Origin of the sequence: Aeromonas sp. FDAARGOS 1414, assembly GCF_019047065.1 — a bacterium.
Lineage (GTDB): Bacteria > Pseudomonadota > Gammaproteobacteria > Enterobacterales > Aeromonadaceae > Aeromonas > Aeromonas veronii_A.
Map to the genome: position 1 here is coordinate 4,194,996 of NZ_CP077210.1, position 20,005 is coordinate 4,215,000.

The 20,005-nt window shown below is 59.8% G+C and carries 17 protein-coding genes and 6 tRNA genes (1 of these 23 running past the window's edge); 15 read left to right on the forward strand and 8 right to left on the reverse strand.

What is annotated here, in order from left to right; translation table 11 throughout:
• Positions 1–35: 35 nt before the first annotated feature.
• From I6L44_RS19030 to I6L44_RS19075, 10 genes are all read left to right on the forward strand, one after another.
• Positions 36–545: a regulatory protein RecX gene (locus I6L44_RS19030; RefSeq protein ID WP_216954517.1), complete on the forward strand. Its 510-nt coding sequence runs from the start codon at positions 36–38 to the stop codon at positions 543–545.
• 295 nt (positions 546–840) lie between these two features.
• Complete coding sequence (gene alaS / locus I6L44_RS19035) at positions 841–3,465, forward strand: alanine--tRNA ligase (RefSeq protein WP_216952795.1); 2,625 nt, start codon at positions 841–843, stop codon at positions 3,463–3,465.
• Positions 3,466–3,481: 16 nt separating this feature from the next.
• A complete protein-coding gene (locus I6L44_RS19040) occupies positions 3,482–4,720 on the forward strand; it encodes an aspartate kinase (RefSeq protein WP_005336054.1) in 1,239 nt (412 codons plus the stop codon).
• Between the two features lie 103 nt (positions 4,721–4,823).
• Positions 4,824–5,012 carry a carbon storage regulator CsrA gene (csrA, locus tag I6L44_RS19045; protein WP_005336053.1) on the forward strand — a complete coding sequence of 63 codons (189 nt, stop codon included), beginning with the start codon at positions 4,824–4,826 and terminating at the stop codon, positions 5,010–5,012.
• Positions 5,013–5,226: 214 nt separating this feature from the next.
• Positions 5,227–5,319, forward strand: a tRNA-Ser gene (locus I6L44_RS19050).
• A 3-nt stretch (positions 5,320–5,322) separates the two neighbouring features.
• Positions 5,323–5,399 (forward strand) — tRNA-Arg (locus I6L44_RS19055).
• Positions 5,400–5,499: 100 nt separating this feature from the next.
• A tRNA-Arg gene (locus tag I6L44_RS19060) sits at positions 5,500–5,576 on the forward strand.
• Positions 5,577–5,601: 25 nt separating this feature from the next.
• Positions 5,602–5,678, forward strand: a tRNA-Arg gene (locus I6L44_RS19065).
• Between the two features lie 29 nt (positions 5,679–5,707).
• A tRNA-Arg gene (locus I6L44_RS19070) sits at positions 5,708–5,784 on the forward strand.
• A 28-nt stretch (positions 5,785–5,812) separates the two neighbouring features.
• Positions 5,813–5,889: transfer RNA gene (locus I6L44_RS19075), tRNA-Arg, on the forward strand.
• A 343-nt stretch (positions 5,890–6,232) separates the two neighbouring features.
• On the opposite strand, the gene pbpG is transcribed toward I6L44_RS19075, so the two are convergent.
• The 6 genes from pbpG to I6L44_RS19105 form a co-directional block, all read right to left on the reverse strand.
• The gene (pbpG, locus tag I6L44_RS19080; RefSeq protein ID WP_216952796.1) at positions 6,233–7,060 is read right to left on the reverse strand and encodes a D-alanyl-D-alanine endopeptidase; all 828 of its coding nucleotides are present in this window, start codon (positions 7,058–7,060) and stop codon (positions 6,233–6,235) included.
• A gap of 160 nt (positions 7,061–7,220) precedes the next feature.
• Entirely contained in the window at positions 7,221–7,886 is a 666-nt protein-coding gene (locus I6L44_RS19085) for a DedA family protein (protein ID WP_216952797.1), read from the reverse strand.
• A gap of 18 nt (positions 7,887–7,904) precedes the next feature.
• Positions 7,905–9,197 (reverse strand): hemolysin family protein, encoded by a 1,293-nt coding sequence (locus tag I6L44_RS19090; RefSeq protein WP_216952798.1) that lies wholly within the window; start codon positions 9,195–9,197, stop codon positions 7,905–7,907.
• 221 nt (positions 9,198–9,418) lie between these two features.
• Positions 9,419–10,477, reverse strand: coding sequence for an L-asparaginase 2 (gene ansB, locus I6L44_RS19095; protein ID WP_199416612.1), 1,059 nt, complete (start codon positions 10,475–10,477; stop codon positions 9,419–9,421).
• 130 nt (positions 10,478–10,607) lie between these two features.
• On the reverse strand, positions 10,608–10,802 hold the full coding sequence (locus tag I6L44_RS19100) for a heavy-metal-associated domain-containing protein (RefSeq protein WP_216952799.1): 195 nt from the start codon (positions 10,800–10,802) through the stop codon (positions 10,608–10,610).
• 99 nt (positions 10,803–10,901) lie between these two features.
• Positions 10,902–11,852 (reverse strand): AEC family transporter, encoded by a 951-nt coding sequence (locus tag I6L44_RS19105; protein WP_216954519.1) that lies wholly within the window; start codon positions 11,850–11,852, stop codon positions 10,902–10,904.
• 137 nt (positions 11,853–11,989) lie between these two features.
• Here I6L44_RS19105 and treR point away from each other — a divergent pair, with 137 nt between their 5' ends.
• The 5 genes from treR to I6L44_RS19130 all read left to right on the forward strand — a co-directional run bounded on the left by treR (position 11,990) and on the right by I6L44_RS19130 (position 17,224).
• Complete coding sequence (gene treR / locus I6L44_RS19110; protein ID WP_216952800.1) at positions 11,990–12,937, forward strand: trehalose operon repressor TreR; 948 nt, start codon at positions 11,990–11,992, stop codon at positions 12,935–12,937.
• Between the two features lie 192 nt (positions 12,938–13,129).
• Positions 13,130–14,560, forward strand: a complete 1,431-nt coding sequence (gene treB / locus I6L44_RS19115) for a PTS trehalose transporter subunit IIBC (RefSeq protein ID WP_058059860.1) — start codon at positions 13,130–13,132, stop codon at positions 14,558–14,560.
• A gap of 66 nt (positions 14,561–14,626) precedes the next feature.
• On the forward strand, positions 14,627–16,288 hold the full coding sequence (treC, locus tag I6L44_RS19120; protein WP_216952801.1) for an alpha,alpha-phosphotrehalase: 1,662 nt from the start codon (positions 14,627–14,629) through the stop codon (positions 16,286–16,288).
• Between the two features lie 3 nt (positions 16,289–16,291).
• On the forward strand, positions 16,292–16,915 hold the full coding sequence (locus I6L44_RS19125; RefSeq protein ID WP_254204243.1) for a sugar O-acetyltransferase: 624 nt from the start codon (positions 16,292–16,294) through the stop codon (positions 16,913–16,915).
• A 120-nt stretch (positions 16,916–17,035) separates the two neighbouring features.
• Positions 17,036–17,224, forward strand: coding sequence for a hypothetical protein (locus I6L44_RS19130; RefSeq protein WP_005336040.1), 189 nt, complete (start codon positions 17,036–17,038; stop codon positions 17,222–17,224).
• 60 nt (positions 17,225–17,284) lie between these two features.
• On the opposite strand, the gene rluA is transcribed toward I6L44_RS19130, so the two are convergent.
• Together rluA and rapA are read right to left on the reverse strand one after the other, a co-directional pair.
• The gene (rluA, locus tag I6L44_RS19135) at positions 17,285–17,941 is read right to left on the reverse strand and encodes a bifunctional tRNA pseudouridine(32) synthase/23S rRNA pseudouridine(746) synthase RluA (RefSeq protein WP_042081022.1); all 657 of its coding nucleotides are present in this window, start codon (positions 17,939–17,941) and stop codon (positions 17,285–17,287) included.
• A gap of 115 nt (positions 17,942–18,056) precedes the next feature.
• Positions 18,057–20,005: the 3' portion of an RNA polymerase-associated protein RapA gene (rapA, locus tag I6L44_RS19140; protein WP_216952802.1), read on the reverse strand. The gene runs 919 nt beyond the window's last position; 1,949 of the gene's 2,868 nt are visible here — the last part of the coding sequence; its start codon lies off the right edge, out of view; the stop codon is at positions 18,057–18,059.

Consider the following 20,005-nt stretch of genomic DNA (forward strand, 5'->3'; position numbering starts at 1 on the left):
GAAGGCCGGGTAGATACCCGGCCTTGTTATTTATGATGGTAGATGAATCCGTGACCGAATCGCTCGAGCCCGCCGAGCCGACCTTTGCCGAACAGCTGGCCGCAGCCCGCGGCTATGCCATGCGCAGTCTGGCCCGCCGCGAGAGTGCCGAATCGGAGCTGGCCAGACGCCTGTGCCAGCAGGGCTATCAGGAAGATGTGATCGAGGCGGTGGTCGACTATTGCCGCGGTTATAACTGGGTCAATGACGAGCGATATGGTGCCATGGCGGTGCGGGCTGGCGCCGCCAAGGGACATGGCCCGCTCAAGATCCGTTTCGACCTGCGTCGTAAGGGGCTGGATGATGGCCAGATCGATGCCGCCTTCGAGCAACCCGAGCTGGACTGGTTCGAGCTTGCCTTCGAACTGCTGGAGCGACGGGCAAAAATTGCCGATCTGGCCGATTTTAAGCTGCGGATGAAGTGGCTCAAATATCTGCTGGGGCGCGGCTTTACCCAGGATCAGGCGCGTTACGCTATCTCGGCCCTGCAGGAGCGGGAGGAGTAACGCCGCTGCGTGGCAACAGTCGTTTTACCTCTCCTTGTTGCAGGTTTTTCCTGCCGGCTCAGTAGGTTGCGAGCGCAATTCCGAAAAAGCCGCCTTTTGTTCATCTCATCCCTCTTTCTGCGCTGCTTTTTTGCCTCTCGACAGTGAAAAAAGCCACTGTGAGCAGTGGCGCTCTTTTCTGGCCCGTTTATGTGCGCTTTTTCGCCCGTGGCGGCCCTGTCCGTTTTACTTTACCCCGCAGAAAACTTACATTAATGCGGTTAAAAGTCCGTATTCGAATCAAGCAGGATTTTCCATGTATATGTCCACGTCAGAGATTCGCGCTGCGTTTCTCGAGTATTTCCGTTCCCAGGGGCACCAGGTTGTCTCCTCCAGCTCGCTGGTACCGCATAACGACCCGACCCTGTTGTTTACCAACGCGGGTATGAACCAGTTCAAGGACGTGTTCCTTGGCGCAGACAAGCGTGCCTACAATCGCGCGACGACTTCCCAGCGTTGCGTGCGTGCCGGTGGTAAGCACAACGATCTGGAAAACGTCGGCTATACCGCTCGTCACCACACCTTCTTCGAAATGCTGGGCAACTTCAGCTTCGGCGACTACTTCAAACAGGATGCCATCAAGTTTGCATGGGGTTTCCTGACCGAGGTGCTGCAGCTGCCGAAAGAGCGCCTGCTGGTGACCGTCTACGCGACTGACGATGAAGCTTTCGACATCTGGGAAAAAGAGGTCGGTGTGCCGGCCGATCGCATCGTACGCATCGGTGACAACAAGGGGGCACCGTACGCTTCCGACAACTTCTGGGCGATGGGCGATACCGGTCCGTGCGGTCCCTGCACCGAGATCTTCTACGACCACGGCGATCACATCTGGGGTGGCCGTCCCGGCTCACCGGAAGAGGATGGCGACCGTTTCATCGAGATCTGGAACGTGGTGTTCATGCAGTTCAACCGTCAGGCTGACGGCACCATGGAGCCGCTGCCCCGTCCGTCCGTGGATACCGGCATGGGTCTGGAGCGTATCTCCGCCATCATGCAGGGTGTCCACTCCAACTATGAAATCGACATCTTCCAGGCGCTGATCAAGAAAGCGGCCGAGATTGTCGGCACCACCGATCTGAGCAACCAGTCCCTGCGCGTCATCGCTGACCACATCCGCTCCTGCGCCTTCCTAGTGGCAGATGGCGTGATGCCGTCCAACGAAGGTCGTGGCTATGTGTTGCGTCGCATCATCCGCCGCGCCGTGCGTCACGGTCGCAAGCTGGGTGCGACCGATGTCTTCTTCTACAAACTGGCTGCCGAGCTGGCGGTGCAGATGAAGGATGTCGCTGCCGAGCTGATCGCCCAGCTGCCGCTGGTCGAGCGAGTGCTGCGCATCGAAGAGGAGCAGTTCGTCCGTACGCTGGATCGCGGTCTGCTGCTGCTGGAAGATGCTCTGGCCAACCTGGGCGATGCCAAGGTTATTCCGGGCGAAGTGGTGTTCAAGCTCTACGACACTTACGGCTTCCCGGCCGACCTGACTGCCGACGTGGTGCGCGAGCGCGAGATCGGCATCGACGAAGAGGGCTTCAAGGCCGAGATGGAGAAGCAGCGTGCTCGTGCCAAGGAAGCGTCCAGCTTCGGTGTGAACTACAACGAGATGCTCAAGCTCGACTTCGAGACCCCCTTCACCGGTTACAAGAGCCTGACCGAGCGCACCCGCGTGGTTGGTATCTACAAGGGTGTGGAAGAGGTGAGCGGTCTTATCGCCGGTGACGAAGCGGTCATAGTGCTGGAAGAGACCCCCTTCTACGCCGAGTCCGGCGGCCAGATTGGCGACAGCGGTACCCTGAAAGTGGACGACGGCATCTTTGCCGTGACCGACACCCTGAAAGCGGGCAAGGCGATCATCCACAAGGGTTATATGGAGTTGGGCACCCTGGAGAAAGGGGCCGAGGTTGAGGCCGTGGTGGACGCTGACCGTCGTCAGGCCATCGCCCTGAACCACTCAGTGACTCACCTGCTGCACGCTGCCCTGCGTCAGGCTCTGGGCGAGCACGTCACCCAGAAAGGTTCTCTGGTTGGAGCCGAGCGCATGCGTTTCGACTTCTCCCACTTCGAGGGGCTGACCATGGCGACCATTCGCCGGGTCGAGGAGCTGGTCAACAACCAGATCCGCGCCAACCACGAAATCACCACCCAGCTGATGGATCTGGAAGCAGCCAAGTCCGCCGGTGCCATGGCGCTGTTTGGTGAGAAATATGAAGACGACGTGCGTGTCGTGCGCATGGGCGATTACTCCACCGAGCTGTGCGGCGGTACTCACGCCAAGCGCACCGGTGATATCGGCTTCTTCAAGATCATCGCCGAGAGCGGTATCGCAGCTGGCGTGCGCCGTATCGAAGCGGTGACCGGCAAAGCCGCCATCGACTTCATGCATCAGGTTGGCGAGCAGATCGAAGAGGCTGCTGCACTGGTGAAAGGTGACCAGTTCTGCATCGCCGACAAGGTTCGCCAGATGCTGGACAAGGCCAAGATGATGGAGCGCGAGCTGGAGCAGCTCAAGGCCAAGCTGGCCGCTCAGGCCGGTAACGACCTGCTGGGTCAGGTGATCGAGATCAACGGTCAGAAGGTGCTGGTTGCGGCGCTGGAAGGGGCCGATCCGAAATCCCTGCGCGGCATGCTGGACGAGCTGAAGAACCAGATGAAGTCCGGCGTTGTGCTGCTGGCAACCTGTGCCGATGGCAAGGTCAACCTGATCGCGGGCGTCACCAACGACCTGACCGGCAAGGTCAAGGCCGGTGAGCTGGTCAATCTGGTTGCCCAGCAGGTGGGTGGCAAGGGCGGTGGCCGTCCGGACATGGCACAGGCGGGTGGTACCCAGCCTGAGGCGGTGCCGGCGGCGCTGCAATCCGTTCACTCCTGGCTGGAAGAGCGCCTGTAATCGGGCGAGGTGATCTGTGGCACTCTATGTACAGAAGTACGGCGGCACCTCGGTCGGCACACTGGAGCGGATCGAGGCGGTAGCTGAGCGGGTCGAGCAGACCCGCGCCCAGGGACACGACGTGGTGGTGGTTGTCTCCGCCATGTCGGGCGAAACCAACCGGCTGCTGGGCATGGCCCAGCAGCTGGATCCTGATGCCAACCGGCGGGAGATGGATGTACTGGTCTCCACCGGTGAGCAGGTCACCATAGCGCTGCTGGCGATCGCGTTGAACAAACGCGGTTGTCCTGCGGTCTCAATGACCGGTGATCAGGTACGGATTCACACCGATTCCGCCTATGGCAAGGCGCGCATCACCCACATCGACACCGAGCTGGTTCATGCCGAACTGGCTGCGGGCAAGGTGGTGGTGATCGCCGGTTTCCAGGGTCGTGACGAGCATAACGCCATCACGACGCTGGGCCGCGGCGGTTCGGATACCACGGCGGTTGCCGTGGCGGCGGCCATCAAGGCCGATGAGTGCCAGATCTTTACCGATGTGGATGGGGTATACACCACGGATCCGCGCATCGAGCCCAAGGCGCGTCGTCTTGACACCATCACCTTCGAGGAGATGCTGGAGATGGCCAGTCTCGGCGCCAAGGTGTTGCAGATCCGCTCGGTGGAGTTTGCGGGCAAGTACCGCGTCCCGCTGCGGGTGCTGTCGAGCTTTATCGATGGAGAGGGAACCTTAATCACATATGGAGGTGATAGGATGGAAGCTCCCCTGGTATCCGGGATCGCTTTTAACCGCAACGAGGCCAGCCTGACCATTCTGGGCGTGCCGGACAGACCAACCGTTGCCGCGCAGATCCTGAATCCGATCAGCGACGCCAACATTGATGTCGACATGATTGTGCAGAACACCCTGGGAGATGGCACCGCTGACTTCACCTTCACGGTGAATCGTGATGACTATCGCCGCGCCCGGGCGCTGTTGGAGGAGACCGCCACCGAACTTGGCGCCTCCTGCGTGCAGGGAAATGGCGAGATTGCCAAGGTCTCCATTGTCGGTGTCGGCATGTGGAACCATCCCGGTGTTGCGCGCACCATGTTCAAGGTATTGGGCGAGGAGGGGATCAACATGCAGTTGATCTCGACCTCTGAAATCAAAATCTCTGTGGTGATTGACGAGAAGTATCTGGAGCTGGCGGTGCGAGCCCTGCACGCGGCTTTCGGGTTGGATCAGGCACCGCAAGAGCAGCCCTTGGGCTAACAATCTCTGATTGATTTAGTTTCAACCATTTACCATATCGGTATCTTTGTTAGATAATGTCGCATATCGATATAAAAACAAAACAGGATACAGGAGCAAGCGAATGCTTATTTTGACTCGTCGTGTTGGGGAAACCCTGATGATTGGTGATGAAGTGACTGTCACCGTACTGGGCGTTAAAGGCAACCAGGTCCGTATCGGTGTTAACGCGCCGAAAGAGGTCTCCGTACACCGCGAAGAGATCTACCAGCGCATCCAGGCCGAGAAAGTTCCGGGCCAACCGGGCTTCTAAGCCACTTTCATGGCTGTGACAAGGCGACACCTCATGTGTCGCCTTTTGTTTTTTCTCGGCCCCTGAAATCGCCCTGCAGGGCGCGAAACTGCGGGATAAGTGCCGATATTGTTTGAATATTCCACGCTTTGACCAAATGCTGAGCGAACGCACTTTTTTCTCCAAAAAAGTGTTTGACTAAAAATCCCTGTGAAGTATTATCAGCCCCGCAAACGGAGAGGTGGCCGAGAGGCTGAAGGCGCTCCCCTGCTAAGGGAGTATGCGGCTTATACCCGCATCGGGGGTTCGAATCCCCCCTTCTCCGCCATTTGCGCCCGTAGCTCAGCTGGATAGAGTACCTGGCTACGAACCAGGTGGTCAGAGGTTCGAATCCTCTCGGGCGCACCATATTACGACTCAAGCAAGAGTCATGTGTTGACCATCAGCAAGTCGACACTTTGGAAAAGGCTTACTGATAAGTAAGCTTTTTTTATCGTTTTAAAACAGGGCGCCCGTAGCTCAGCTGGATAGAGTACCTGGCTACGAACCAGGTGGTCAGAGGTTCGAATCCTCTCGGGCGCACCATTTAAAACGACACAACGATTTATGAGCGCCCGTAGCTCAGCTGGATAGAGTACCTGGCTACGAACCAGGTGGTCAGAGGTTCGAATCCTCTCGGGCGCACCATTTTTCAAGCAGTACACAAAAGTTTGTGAGCGCCCGTAGCTCAGCTGGATAGAGTACCTGGCTACGAACCAGGTGGTCAGAGGTTCGAATCCTCTCGGGCGCACCATATTTCAAGCAGTACCAAAAGTTTATGAGCGCCCGTAGCTCAGCTGGATAGAGTACCTGGCTACGAACCAGGTGGTCAGAGGTTCGAATCCTCTCGGGCGCACCATACAGACAGCCTCGACTTCGGTCGGGGCTGTTTTTTTATGGGCGACATTTAGCTTTTTGGTACGGATCCGTGTTCGCGTTATAGCGGCTGGATCGCCTTCCAGTCTGTTCTTGCCCTCATTTCTGTCCCCTTTCTGTGATTGCGCACAGTTCTTCTGATCGTTGCACCGCCTCACTACCCTTTACCTCATCTATAGGCGCCCTGTATGCCTGCTGTTGCAACGGCAGATGCCGCGCAGCTTATCACTCAGGGTTTGGCTATCAACATCCTGCAATGTCTGCAGAGGCGTTTTGCGGACAATAAAAAAGGATGCCGCAGCATCCTTTTGTGTTGAGATATTTACTCAGCTTTTCAGCCATTTGCGAATGCGGTTGGCATCGCCGATGGGGGTGCGTTTGCCCACCGAGTTGAGCAGCACGATGGCGAGTTCTCGGCTGTCCGGTTTGGCGCGCATCACCAGACAGCGCCCTGCCTCGTCAGTGAAACCGGTCTTGGAGAGGCGTACGTCCCAATCCGGGTTTTTCACCAGCGGGTTGGTGTTATTGAACATCAGGCTGTAGGCGGGGGCACTGAAGCGCATCTCCCGGTTCTCATCCTGAGTGAACTGACGGATCAGCGGCTGACGATAGGCGGCGGCGGCCAGCTTGCCGAGATCCCGGGCGGTGGAGACGTTGCGGGTGGAGAGGCCGGTGGAGTCGTAGAAGTGGGTATTGCGCATTCCGAGCGCTCTGGCCTTGTTGTTCATGGCCCGCACGAAGGCGCTGCGGCCGCCCGGATAGTGACGCGCCAGTGCCGAGGCCATCCGGTTTTCGGAGGACATCAGCGCCAGATGCAGGGCGTCGCGGCGGGTCACCTTGGTGCCCATGCGGATGCGGGAGTGAGTGTGTTTGACCCTATCCAGATCGTTCTTGTCGACCGTGATGGTCTGGTTGAGATTCTGTTTGGCATCCAGCACCACCAGCGCTGTCATCAGCTTGGTGAGGGAGGCGATGGGACGCACCTTGGTGGCATTCTTCTGGTAGAGCGTCTTGCCCGTTTTTACATCCACGACCAGGGCGCTGCTTGAGCGTATTTCCAGTTTGGCTGGGGTGGGCGCCGCGCTGACCGCAGGCAATCCCAGCATTCCCATCAACCCGACAACCAGCGCTGCTGCGCGAATCCGACACCACATACAACCGACTCCATTCCCATCCAAAAAAAAGGCGCTAGATTCACTCATTTTTACCGCGGCTTTACAAGGGCCGAGCGGGACTATTTCTGCTATTTGCGCAAAGTTGGCGATCAAAAAAGCCCTCTGGCGAGGGCTTTCGGGTCGTGCGTTGGGCGAGGGGTCAATCCCGCGGCTGCGCGGCCCTGCGTTTGCTGATCCAGCGCCAGACCAGCGCCACCATGCCACCCGCCAGCAGGGCCACTGGCAGATAGATGATGATGTTGAAGAACTGGGTCTGGTATTCGGCGGCCAGCTTGGTGTGGCTAAGGTAGTAGCCAAACCCGACCAGCGGGCAGATCCACATGATGGAGCTGACCAGATTGACGATGAGGAAACGTCCCTGGGGCAGTTCGGTGGCGCCGACGATATAGGGGTAGGCGGTGCGCACGAAGGCGATATAGCGAGCGGTGATCAGGGTGATGATCCCGTACTTGTCCAGCAGATGGTATACCTTCTGCTGGTGTCGCTCTTCAACATGGGACATCAGTCGGTGGTAGAGCTGGGTGTGGCCAAGGAAGCGCCCTTGCATGTAACCGAGCCAGGTGCCGACAAAGGTGGCCACGATCAGCAGCGGGATCACCCCGAGAGACAATACATCCTGATAGATGAGCACGCCGGTGAGGATCAGCAGGCTGTCACCGGGCAGAAAGGCGGTAGGGATGAAGCCGTTTTCCAGTATCAGAAACGTTAAAATCACACCACAGATCATGAAGGCCATCTTGGGATCGGAAAGTGTGTTCAGGTCGTGATTCATAAAGGCGTGAGCCAGTTGGTAAAACTGCTCCATACTTGCAAACTCCGCAGGTTAGCTGGGTAGATCGGTCAAGGGCATGGCGAGCACCTTGTCGATGCGCAGACCATCCATGTCAACAATTTCCAGTTGCCACTGTTCCAGTGTTACCAGATCTCCGGTTTTTGGAACTCGACCAAGGAGCAGCATGATAAGCCCTCCGAGGGTGTGATAGTGATGTTTTTCTTCTTCTGGCAGACGAACCAGCTCCAGACAGTCCTTCAGCTCCGGTAGCGGGATTAGGCCATCGAGCAGCCAGCTGCCGTCGGCACGCTGGAATGCCCAGTTGTCCTCGCCATCCTCCTGCTGGAAATCCCCCGCCAGAGCCTCCAGCAGATCCTGCTGGGTGACCAGCCCCTGCAGCTCACCATACTCGTCCACTACCATCACCATCTGCTCGCTGTGGGTGCGGAAGTGGTTGAGCAATTCAACGCCGTTGAGGGTCTCGGGCAGCAGGCTGCACTCCTGGGTGAGGGCGGCCAGATCGATGGCCTCTCCCTTGATGTAGGCGTGCAGCACCTTGCTGACATTGATGATACCTATCAGTTCTGACAATGAGCCATCGCAGACCGGGAAGAAGCTGTGGCGATATTCCACCAGTCGTTGCAGGTTGACGGTCAGCGGCTGTGCCAGATCCAGATAACGGATATCGCTGCGCGGCACCATCATGGAAGAGAGGCTGCGCTCGTCGAGCCGAAACACGTTGCGCAGCATGGTGTGCTCGTGATCCTCGATCACCCCGGCTTCAGAGCCCTCCACCAGCATGGCGTGGATCTCCTCCTCGGTAACGTTGGCATTACCCTTCTGGTTGACTCGTAGCAGGCGCAGGGTGGTGTTGGTGGAGGCGGAGAGCAGCCAGACGAAGGGGCGGGTGAGGGTGGCGAGCCAGTGCATCGGGCGGGCCACCAGACAGGCGATACGCTCGGCATTGAGCTGGCCGAGGCGTTTGGGTACCAGCTCACCCACCACGATGGAGAGGTAGGTGACGCCGACCACCACGCTGACGGTGGCGATCAGACCGCTGCTCTTGGGGGTGAGCCCCAACTCCTGCAACCAGAGGGAGAAGGGCTGGGCCAGCAGGGATTCGCCGTAGATACCGTTGAGCAGGCCGATGCTGGTAATGCCGATCTGGACGGCAGAGAGAAAATGGGTCGGATCTTCGCCCAGTTTGAGGGCGATGGCGGCAGAGCGGCTCCCTTCATTCGCCATCTTGGCGAGGCGCGCCTTGCGGGCGGTGACGATAGCGATTTCCGACATGGCGAAGAGGCCATTAAGCAAAATCAATCCAAACAGGATCAACATTTCCATACTGCGGCAGCACTCCCTTGATTAGAAAGGTCGGGTAGAAAAGATCGCTGGCAGTGTAATGAATTCGGCCGCGATGTGCTTGTAAAAGCGGGTGATCCTGCTCGCTAATTTTATCATGCAGGCCACCGTTGTAGGTCGGCAGAAGAGGAAATGGCGCTGATCGGGAAAGAAACAGGGCGGGAAAACCCGCCCTTGGTCTCTATTTGTGCCTGCAGCCGGCGTCAGAACTGCTGGAACCAGCGCTGGATCTGGGCTGGATCCTTGCTCTGGGTCAGGGCGAGCATCAACAGTACCCGCGCCTTTTGGGGATTGAGGGTTTCGGCGGCGACGAAGCCGTACTTGGCATCATCGATCTCGGCATCCAGAGTGGTGGAGCCGGTCGGCACGCGGGCTGAGCGCACCACTCGAATCCCGTCTTTGCTCGCCTTGGCCAGAGTATCGAACAGGGTGTGGTAGAGGTTGCCGTTGCCCACCCCGGCGCTGACGATGCCGTCGAACTTGGCATCCACCATCGCCTTGGCCGGCAGATCGGTAGCGTTGGCGTAGCTGTAGACGATGCCAACCTGTGGCAGCTTGTCGAGCTTGCTCACGTCAAACGGGGTCTTGCTGGTGTGCAGGCGGGCCGGGCTACGCTGGTAGTCGATCTTGCCGTTGTGGATGTAACCGAGCGGGCCGAAGTTGGGGGAGGCGAAGGTCTGCACGCCTGTGGTGTTGGTCTTGGTGACATCGCGGGCATCCAGGACTGTGTCGTTCATCGCTACCATGACGCCACGCCCCTTGGAGGCGGGGTCAGAGGCGGTCACCACGGCGTTGTAGAGGTTCATCGGGCCGTCGGCGCTCATGGCGGTGGAGGGACGCATGGCGCCGACCAGCACCACCGGCTTGTCGCTCTTGACGGTCAGGTTGAGGAAGTAGGCGGTCTCTTCCATGGTGTCGGTGCCGTGGGTGATGACGATGCCGTCTACGTCATCCTTGGCCAGCAGCTCGTTGACCCGTTTGGCCAGCTTGAGCCACACCTCGTCGTTCATGTCCTGCGAGCCGATCTTGACCACCTGCTCACCCTGCACGTCGGCCACGTTTTTCATCTCGGGAACGGCGGCGATCAGGGTTTCGATGGCCACCTTGCCTGCCTCGTAATTGGATTGGGTCGCGGATTGTCCCGCCCCGGCAATGGTGCCGCCGGTGGCCAGAATGTGCACGTTGGGCAGCGCCATGGCCATGGGGGAGAGGGTCAGGCCAACGACGGCGGCGAGCAGGGTCTTGCGGATCGGTAGGGTCATGCTGCAAATCCTTATGGTTGGAATAATCGCAGCAAGTTTGCCCGTTTAATAACCCGGGTCTGTGATAAAACTCACCAAAAGACAGGTGAGTACAGATTTTTAACCTGTTTTATACCTCTATAGAGATAATTTAACTCGCAGAGAAACCCTTGGCTTCGATCAGGGCGATCAGCTCGGCTTTGCTCAGCTCGCTCTCGATGATGGCCTTGCTGCTGGTAAAGTCGATGGTCGCGGTGGTAACTGCAGGCTGGGCCAGCAGGGCTTTTTGCAGGCTGGCGGCGCAGCCACCACAGGACATGCCGGAGACGGTGAGTTCGATGGTCATGGGATATCTCCTCTGTTGGTAGACAGTCAGCGTAAAGCTGCCGCCCGCGGCAAGGTCAAGGGGCGATGAGGGGGTGAGGGCCAGCACATTTGTTGCTGGCTAGCCCATCAGCCCCAGGTAGTTCATCAGGGCAGCGCCCAGGCTGGTGCTGACCAGCGAACCCAGCGTGGTGGTGGCGATGATGTTCGCTGCCAGCACGCCGTCGCCCCCCATGGCGCGGGTCATCACATAGCTGGCGGCTGCGGTGGGGGTGGAGCTGATGAGAAACAGGATGCCGAGCGCCTGCGGGCTGAAATCCAGTGCCCAGGCACCAAGTACCAGCAGCAGAGGGATGCAGAACAGCCGGTTTGCCGTGGCCCAGCCAGTCAGCAGGGCGCCCCCGCGCAGGGCCTTGAGGTTGAGGCTGGCGCCGGTGCAGAGCAGGGCCAGTGGCAGGGTCATGTTGGCGAAGTAGTTGCCGGTAGTGATCACCAGTTGGGGCAACTCGATGCCGAGCAGGCCGAAGGGCAGGGCGGATAGAATGGCGATGATCAGCGGATTTTTGGCGATCCCCTTGAGGATCGGTTTGATCCCCTTGCTGCCCCCCAAGCTGCGGGTCAGGGTGATCACCGCGAGCACGTTGTAGAGCACGGTGACCGAGCCCACCAGCAGGGCGGCGGCGCCGATCCCTTCGGGCCCGTAAGCGTTTTGCACATAGGCCAACCCCATGATCCCCATGTTGCCGCGAAAGCTGCCCTGTACAAAGATCCCACGTTGACGCCGCTCCGGGATGAAGCGGGCTGCCAATACCTCAAGGATCAGAAAACCGGTGAGGGTGCCGAGCAGGCCGTAGAGGATAAGCCAGGGGCTCGGCATGGTGGAAAAATCGGTGCGCACCATGCTGAGGAACAGGAGGGCGGGCAGGGTGACCTGAAACACCAGGCGGGAGGCGGACTCGACGAAGCTGTCGGGCAACAGGCCCAGCTGCTTGAGCAAGATGCCGAGCAGCAGCACCACGCAGATGGGGCCTGTGATGGAGAGGGAGAAGAGCAGACTGGCCAGCAGATCCATGATGGGCGTCCTGTGCTGTGCCCACACACCCTGACGGCGGGGCAAAAAGGGCATTCTAACGCCATGGGCTTGTATTCACAGGGGTTAATCACAACAATGTGGGCAATTCCACCGCCTAGCCTCCTGTGAGCCAATTCATGGACAAGAAACTGACCATCCTCGATATCGCCAGACTGAGTGGCGTCGGCAAGTCGACCGTCTCCCGGGTGCTCAATCAGGATCCCAAGGTGAAGCAGGAGACCCGCGAGCGGGTGGAGCAGATCATCGCCAAACATAGCTTCGTGCCGAGCAAGTCGGCGCGGGCCATGCGCAGCCAGAGCCAGCAGGTGGTGGGGATCATCGTCTCGCGGCTCGACTCCAGCTCGGAGAATCAGGCGGTGCGCGGCATGCTGGAGACCCTCTACCAGCGTGGCTACGATGCTGTGCTGATGGAGAGCAAGTTCTCCCCCGCCAAGGTGCAGGAGCATCTGGCGGTGCTGGAGCGGCGCGGAGTGGATGGCATTATCCTGTTCGCCTTCAATGACTTGGACTATGCCGCCATGGCGCCGCTGAAAGAGAAGCTGGTGCTGGTCGCCCGTGAATACCCCGGTTTCTCCTCGGTCTGCTTCGACGACGCCGGTGCGGTGCGCACCATGCTGGCGCAGCTGGCAAGCCGTGGCGCTCGCGACATCGCCTATCTGGGGGTGGATGCCTCGGATCTCACCACCGGCCAGCGCCGCCTCGACGCCTATCTCGCTTACTGCGCAGAGCAAGGGTTGCGCCCGCGCAGCGCCCTCGGTGATCTCAGCCTGCAGAGCGGCTACCGGCTGGCGGCCGAGCTGCTTACCCCTTCCACCCAGGCGTTGGTCTGCGCCAGCGACACCCTCGCCATCGGTGCGGCAAAATACCTTCAAGAACAAGGGCGTAGCGAGGTACTGGTGACCGGCCTTGGCAACAACCCCATGCTCAGCTTCCTCTTCCCCAACGCCCTCACTCTCGATCTTGGTTACAAAGGGGCGGGGGAGCAGGCGGCGCGTCAGCTGCTCGGCCAGATTGAGCAGGCTCAGCCTCCGTTGGTGACAATCGCCCCCTGCCGAACCCTGTGAGCCCCATCACTCCGGACTGAACAAAAAGTGTGCTTTTTGTGACGCTGGCCACGAATTGGGAACGTTCCCATTTCGATCTGGCCAGATTGTCGGCATGCTAAATGGGAACGATACCAAAAACGCTCCGGCCGACAGACTGGCTCAAAAGGGCGATACAGACCACTATTCAATGGCGTCACAGAGGGAAGACCCATGTCCAAGATCAACGCACAGCAGCTTGCCACCCTGATCGACAAGATCGGCGGCAAGGAGAACATCGCCACCGTCAGCCACTGCCTGACCCGGTTGCGCTTCGTCCTGAACGATCCGGCCAAGGCCGACAGCAAGGCTATCGAAACCATCCCGGCGGTGAAGGGAAGCTTCACCCAGGGCGGTCAGTTCCAGGTGGTGATCGGCAACGAGGTAGAGCAGTGGTACAAGGCGCTGACCGAGCAGCTCGGCGTCAGCGGTGGCAGCAAGGAGACCGCCAAGCAGGCGGCACGCCAGAACATGAACCCGCTGGAGCGGGGCATCTCCCATCTGGCGGAGATCTTCGTACCGCTGCTGCCTGCCATCATCACCGGCGGTCTGATCCTGGGCTTTCGCAACGTCATCGGCGACATCAAGATGTTCGACGATGGTACTCACACCCTCACCGAGATCAGCCAGTTCTGGGCTCAGGTACACGCCTTCCTCTGGCTGCTGGGCGAGGCGATTTTCCACTTCCTGCCGGTCGGTGTTTGCTGGTCTGCGGTTAAGAAGATGGGCGGCTCCGAGATCCTCGGTATCGTGCTCGGTATCACCCTGGTCTCCCCGCAACTGATGAACGCCTACGGCATCGGTCAGCAGACTCCCGAGGTGTGGGACTTCGGCCTGTTCGTGATCCAGAAGGTGGGTTATCAGGCCCAGGTCATTCCGGCGCTGCTGGCGGGTGTCTTCCTAGCCTGGGTTGAGACCAACCTCAAGCGGATCATTCCGGCCTATCTCTATCTGGTGATTGTGCCGTTTGTCTCGCTGCTGCTGGCAGTGATCGTGGCTCACGCCTTTATCGGCCCGTTCGGTCGCTGGATTGGTGATGGTGTCGGTTTCGCGGCCAAGGCTGCCATGACCGGCTCCTTCGCTCCTATCGGCGCCGCCCTGTTCGGATTCCTCTACGCACCGCTGGTCATCACCGGCATCCACCACACCACCAACGCGGTGGATCTGCAGCTGATGCAGAGCATGGGCGGCACCCCGATCTGGCCGCTGATCGCGCTCTCCAACATTGCGCAGGCTTCTGCGGTCGTTGGCATCATTCTGATTAGCCGCAAGGAGAACGAGCGGGAGATCTCGGTGCCTGCTGCCATCTCCGCCTACCTCGGGGTGACCGAACCGGCCATGTACGGAATCAACCTCAAGTACAAGTTTCCCATGTTGTGCGCCATGGTGGGGTCCAGCCTTGCCGCCCTCATCTGCGGTTTCGCCGGGGTGATGGCCAACGGCATCGGGGTAGGCGGCCTGCCCGGCATCCTCTCCATCCAGCCGCAATACTGGGCGGTGTTTGCCATCGCCATGCTGGTCGCCATCGTGGTGCCGGTGGTGCTGACCTTGCTGGTCTACAAGCGCCAGCAAGCCGCTGGCAAGTTGGCCCAAGCCAGCGCCTGACAATGATTATCAGGGCGACCCGCGGGTCGCCCTCTCCATTTCATATTCGAGACAAGAGAAAGACCCATGAGCCAAACACCCTGGTGGCAGAGTGCCGTGATTTACCAGATTTACCCCAAGAGCTTTCAGGATTCCGCTGCCCGTGGCACCGGCGATCTCAAGGGGATCATGGCCCGCCTCGACTATCTCAAGACCTTGGGCGTCGATGCCCTCTGGCTGACCCCGGTTTACGTCTCCCCGCAGGTGGACAACGGCTACGACATCGCCGACTACCTTGCCATCGACCCCGCCTACGGCACCATGGCAGATTTCGAGGCGCTGCTGGCCGCCGCCCATGAGCGCGACATCCGCATCGTGATGGATATCGTGGTCAACCACACCTCCACCGAGCACGCTTGGTTCAAGTCGGCGCTGGGGGATAAAAACAGCCCCTACCGCGACTACTACATCTGGCGCGATCCGGTGGATGGCGGCGTGCCCAACAACTGGCAATCCAAGTTTGGCGGCAGCGCCTGGGAGCTGGACTCAGCCACCGGTCAGTACTACCTGCACCTGTTTGCCCGCGAGCAGGCGGATCTCAACTGGGAAAATCCTGCAGTGCGCGCCGAGGTGAAGAACATCATCCACTTCTGGGCCAAGAAGGGGGTCGATGGGTTCCGCCTCGACGTCATCAACCTTATTTCCAAGGATCAGGCGTTCCCGAACGACGAAATAGGCGATGGCCGCCGTTTCTACACCGATGGGCCGCGCATCCACGAATTTTTGCAGGACGTAAGCCGCGACGTGTTTGCTCCGGTGGGCGCCATGACGGTGGGGGAGATGTCCTCTACTTCGCTGGAGCACTGCCAGCGCTATGGCGCCCTCGATGGCTCCGAGCTCTCCATGGTGTTCAACTTCCACCATCTGAAGGTGGATTACCCCAACGGCGACAAGTGGACCAAGGCGCCGTTCGACTTCCTCGAACTCAAGCGCATCTTCAACCACTGGCAGAGCGGTATGCACGGCAAGGGGTGGTCGGCGCTGTTCTGGTGCAACCACGATCAGCCGCGCATCGTCTCCCGTTTCGGCGATGAGGGCGAGCATAGAGTTGTAGCCGCCAAGATGCTGGCCAGCACGCTGCACGGTCTGCAAGGCACCCCTTACATCTATCAGGGGGAGGAGATCGGCATGACCAACCCCGGTTATCAGCGCATCAATGACTATCAGGATGTAGAGAGCCGCAACATCTTCGCCATCAAGCAGGCGGAAGGGATGAGCGAGGCCGAGATCCTCGCGATTCTGGGTGCCAAGTCCCGCGACAACTCGCGTACCCCGATGCAGTGGAGCGCCGCCCCCAACGCCGGTTTTACTGCAGGCAATCCGTGGCTCAAGCCTGCCGCCAACTATCCCGAGATCAATGCCGAGGCGGCGCTGGCCGACCAGAACTCGGTGTTCTGGCACTATCGGGATCTTATCGCCCTTCGCAAGGCGCACCCCATCTTCACTCTGGGGGATTATCAGGAGCTGCTGACCGGGCACCCGCAGATCTGGGCCTATGCCCGCCGTGCCAACGGTCAGACCCTGCTGGTGGTGAGCAACTTCTACGGCGAGCCGGTGGAGTTTGCCTTGCCTGCCGAGCTGCAAAGCGGGCAAGGTCGGCTGCTGCTCGGCAACTACCCCGATAGTCCAGCTCAACCGCAATCGGGTATGCTGCGCCCTTATGAATCCCTGATCTGGCTGATGGAGTAGTGGATGAGCGAGGAAATGGTTGCAGCTGAACAGCAGCATGCGCGTGGTGCCGAGTGGCAGAAGATGGTGGCCGGTGATCCCTATGATGCGGGGGATCCCGAGCTGAAAGCGGCGCGCGAGCGCTGCCGCAAGCTCTATCACACCTTCAACACCAGCTGGCAGGAGAAACCGGCGCGGGATGCTTTGCTGCACGAGCTGCTCGGTAGCCGCGGCCAGGAGTGCGCCATCAACCCGCCGTTCTTCTGCGACTATGGCGCCAATATCTTCGTCGGCGAGAACTTCTACGCCAACGTGGGCTGCACCATCCTCGACGTCTGCGAGGTGCACATCGGCGACAACGTGCTGCTGGCGCCCGGGGTGCAGATCTACACCGCCGCTCACCCGGTGGCGGTGGCGCCACGTATCAAGGGTGTCGAGTTCGGCAAGCCGGTGCTGATCGGTCACAACGTCTGGATCGGCGGCAGCGTCGTCATCTGTCCCGGTGTCACTATAGGTGACAACAGCGTTATAGGCGCAGGCTCGGTGGTGACCAAAGATGTGCCCGCCAATGTGGTGGCGGCTGGCAACCCTTGCAAGGTGCTTCGGCCGATGACGGCACAGGAGCTTGAAGGTGTCATCCAGCGGTGAACAGGGACCATGAATGCTATTGCTATCTGATTGATAGAAAAGCGACTTTCAGATTGTTTTGCATTCAGTGCTTATGTTCGGGGCCGCTTGGTCGATACTGTTGAGTGCAGGAGGAACCCTATGGATATATCAAGTTCTGCAAATGCGTCGTTTGGTTCTGCTCTGATGACGGCCAGTCTGGCCAAGAAACAGCAGACCCAAGAGGGCGAAGCTGCGCTGAAGCTGCTGCAAAACGCAGCGCAATCAGCGCCGGTTGCACCGACATCGGCCAGCGCTTCTCTGGGAAGCAAGATCGATATTCGCGTCTGACCCTAATGAAAAAGCCCCCATCTCGCGATGGGGGCTTTTTTATCTCTGCGATTTGCGGGATCAGACCGGGAAAGGAGCCGGCGCCTCGAAGGTCATCCGTTCCCCGCTGCGGGGGTGGCTGATGGTCAGCATGGCCGCATGCAGGTAGAGATGGGGGGCAGCCGCCAGCGCATCCGGATGGGCATAGAGGTTGTCACCCAGGATCGGATGCCCCAGCTCCAGCATATGGACGCGCAACTGGTGCGAGCGACCTGTGATGGGAGTCAGCTTGATCAGGCTGTTGCCGTTCTCCACTTTCAGTTTTTCCCACAGGGTCAGGGCGTGACGCCCCTCCTCGTGATCCACCTTCTGCTTCGGGCGGTTGGGCCAGTCGACGCAGAGCGGCAGGTCAACCTGTCCCGACTCTGCTTCCGGCTCACCCCACACCCAGGCGAGGTAGTGCTTCTCGGTCTCCCGCTCGCGAAATTGTCGGCTCAGCTCCCGATGAGAGTTGGGATTGAGAGGAATGACGATGACGCCAGTGGTGGACATGTCGAGGCGATGAGCTGCCGCCGCCTTGGGGTGCTGTTGTTTCACCCGATGCAGGACGCTGTCTTCATTCTCGGGGCCGCGCCCGGGGACGCTTAGCAGGCCAGTGGGCTTGTTGACCACCATGATGTCCTTGTCCTTGAACAGGATATCGAGCCAGGGTTCCAGAGGCGGTGAGTATTCAAACATAAATGTCTCGCATCAGAAGGTGGGGGCAAGCCCCCATCAGTTATGGGTAACCACGACAAAGCGGCCTTGGGTATCCAGTTTGAGCTGGGTCTGGCCGCTGTCGGTCGGTACCTTGTCAGTTATGGGTAACCACGATAAAGCGGATGGCATCCAGCTTGAGTTGGGTCTGATCGATCAGGTGGTGCAATTCTGCCTGCAGATTGCGCAGATAATCCAGTTCGCTGTCGCGCACGTTCGGGTTGACCGCCTTGAGCGCTTCCAGACGATCCAGATCCTGCTGCAGGGTCTGCGCCATCTGGGCGCGGGCCTTGTCGACAATCCCGGCTTTCAGCTCTTCGGCAATGGCCTGGCCCTTGCCAATCAGACCGTGGATCACCGGCTGGGATGCAGTCACGAGCTTGCTGCCGAGGTGGCGGTTGACTGGAGTCAGCTGACGGTTGAAGGCATCGAACGCCACCTTCTCACCCAGATTCTGGCCGTTCTTGTCCATCAGCAGACGGATCGGCGTCGGCGGCATGAAGCGGTAGAGCTGGGGATGGGCTGCAGACTCGGCAACGAAGATCAGCTCAAGCAGGATGGAGCCGATGGGCAGCGCCTTGTTCTTGAGCAGTGCGACCGAGGTGGCACCGATCTCGGAGCCCAGGATAAGATCGATACCGCCGCGCATCATGGGGTGATCCCAGGAGAGCAGCGCCATGTCATCCCGCGACAGGGCGGTGTTGCGATCGAAGGTGATGGTCATGCCATCTTGCGGCAGGCCTGGGAAGCTGGAAACCAGCATATGATCACCGGGAGTCAGCACCAGCGCGTTCTCGCCACGGTCATCCTGATTGACGCCGATCTCGTCGAACATCTTGAGGGCAAAGGAGATCATGCCGGTGTCGTCATCTTCGGCGGCCAGCTTGTCGACCAACTGCTGGGCGGCGGCGCCACCGCTGGAGTGGATCTCCAGCAGGCGATCGCGGCCCTGCTCCAGTCGGGCCTTGAGCGGCTCGTGCAGTTCGCGGGTCTTGACCAGCAGGACGTCGAGTGCCGCCTGATCGCCGGTGTTGGCGGCCAGCAGCTCGAACAGCTCTTCACGTACCGCTTCGAATACCGGGCGGGCAGTCGGGCAGGTCTGCTCGAACGCGTCCAGACCATCGTGATACCAGAGCTGCAGGGCGCGCTGGGCAGTCCCTTCCAGATAGGGAACGTGGATCTCGACGGTATTCTTCTGACCGATACGATCCAGTCGGCCGATACGTTGTTCCAGCAGATCCGGATTGAGCGGCAGATCGAACAGCACCAGATGACTGGCAAACTGGAAGTTGCGTCCTTCTGAACCGATCTCGGAGCAGAGCAGCACTTGGGCGCCACCCTCTTGCTGGGCGAAATAGGCGGAGGCCTTGTCCCGCTCGAGGATCGACATCCCTTCGTGGAACACGGCACCACGGATCCCTTCACGGGTACGCAGCGCCTCTTCCAGCGCGATGGCGGTCGCCGCTTCGGAGCAGATCACCAGCACCTTCTGCTGGCGGGCTGAGAGCAGCAGCTCCAGCAACCATTCTACGCGCGGGTCGAACTGGGTCCAGGTGGCGTTGTCGCCTTCGAACTGCTGGAAGATCTTCTCGGGATAGAGGTAGCGCAGGGCACGGGTCTGCAGATCGCCACCGTTACCACCCATCATGCCCATCACCTTGATGGCAGTCTTGTACTGCTCCGGCAGCGGCATAGGGTAGACGTTGAGGTGACGCTCGGGGAAGCCCTGAATATTGGCGCGGCTGTTACGGAACAGCACCCGGCCGGTGCCGTGCTGGTCCAGCAGCTTGGCGACTGCCTGCTGGCGGGCCTCAGCATCGCTCAAGTCCAGCCCTTCCAGCTGGCTGGCGAGGATCTGTCTGGCTTCATCGCTCAGGGTCTCGCCATCCAGCAGCTCCTGCGCTGCGCTGGCGACCTGACCATAGGCCTGCTCCTCGGCGAGGAAAGCCTCATAGTCGTAGAAGCGCTCCGGGTCGAGCAGGCGCAGACGGGCAAAGTGGCTCTGGTGGCCCAGCTGATCCGGGGTAGCGGTCAGCAGCAGTACGC

Excerpts from the sequence above, each read along its gene's own strand:
- I6L44_RS19030 (WP_216954517.1), top strand. The coding sequence starts at position 36 with ATGGTAGATGAATCCGTGACCGAATCGCTCGAGCCCGCCGAGCCGACC.
- alaS (WP_216952795.1), top strand. The coding sequence starts at position 841 with ATGTATATGTCCACGTCAGAGATTCGCGCTGCGTTTCTCGAGTATTTC.
- csrA (WP_005336053.1), top strand. The coding sequence starts at position 4,824 with ATGCTTATTTTGACTCGTCGTGTTGGGGAAACCCTGATGATTGGTGAT.
- pbpG (WP_216952796.1), bottom strand. The coding sequence starts at position 7,060 with ATGTGGTGTCGGATTCGCGCAGCAGCGCTGGTTGTCGGGTTGATGGGA.
- I6L44_RS19085 (WP_216952797.1), bottom strand. The coding sequence starts at position 7,886 with ATGGAGCAGTTTTACCAACTGGCTCACGCCTTTATGAATCACGACCTG.
- I6L44_RS19090 (WP_216952798.1), bottom strand. The coding sequence starts at position 9,197 with ATGGAAATGTTGATCCTGTTTGGATTGATTTTGCTTAATGGCCTCTTC.
- ansB (WP_199416612.1), bottom strand. The coding sequence starts at position 10,477 with ATGACCCTACCGATCCGCAAGACCCTGCTCGCCGCCGTCGTTGGCCTG.
- I6L44_RS19100 (WP_216952799.1), bottom strand. The coding sequence starts at position 10,802 with ATGACCATCGAACTCACCGTCTCCGGCATGTCCTGTGGTGGCTGCGCC.
- I6L44_RS19105 (WP_216954519.1), bottom strand. The coding sequence starts at position 11,852 with ATGGATCTGCTGGCCAGTCTGCTCTTCTCCCTCTCCATCACAGGCCCC.
- treR (WP_216952800.1), top strand. The coding sequence starts at position 11,990 with ATGGACAAGAAACTGACCATCCTCGATATCGCCAGACTGAGTGGCGTC.
- treB (WP_058059860.1), top strand. The coding sequence starts at position 13,130 with ATGTCCAAGATCAACGCACAGCAGCTTGCCACCCTGATCGACAAGATC.
- treC (WP_216952801.1), top strand. The coding sequence starts at position 14,627 with ATGAGCCAAACACCCTGGTGGCAGAGTGCCGTGATTTACCAGATTTAC.
- I6L44_RS19125 (WP_254204243.1), top strand. The coding sequence starts at position 16,292 with ATGAGCGAGGAAATGGTTGCAGCTGAACAGCAGCATGCGCGTGGTGCC.
- I6L44_RS19130 (WP_005336040.1), top strand. The coding sequence starts at position 17,036 with ATGGATATATCAAGTTCTGCAAATGCGTCGTTTGGTTCTGCTCTGATG.
- rluA (WP_042081022.1), bottom strand. The coding sequence starts at position 17,941 with ATGTTTGAATACTCACCGCCTCTGGAACCCTGGCTCGATATCCTGTTC.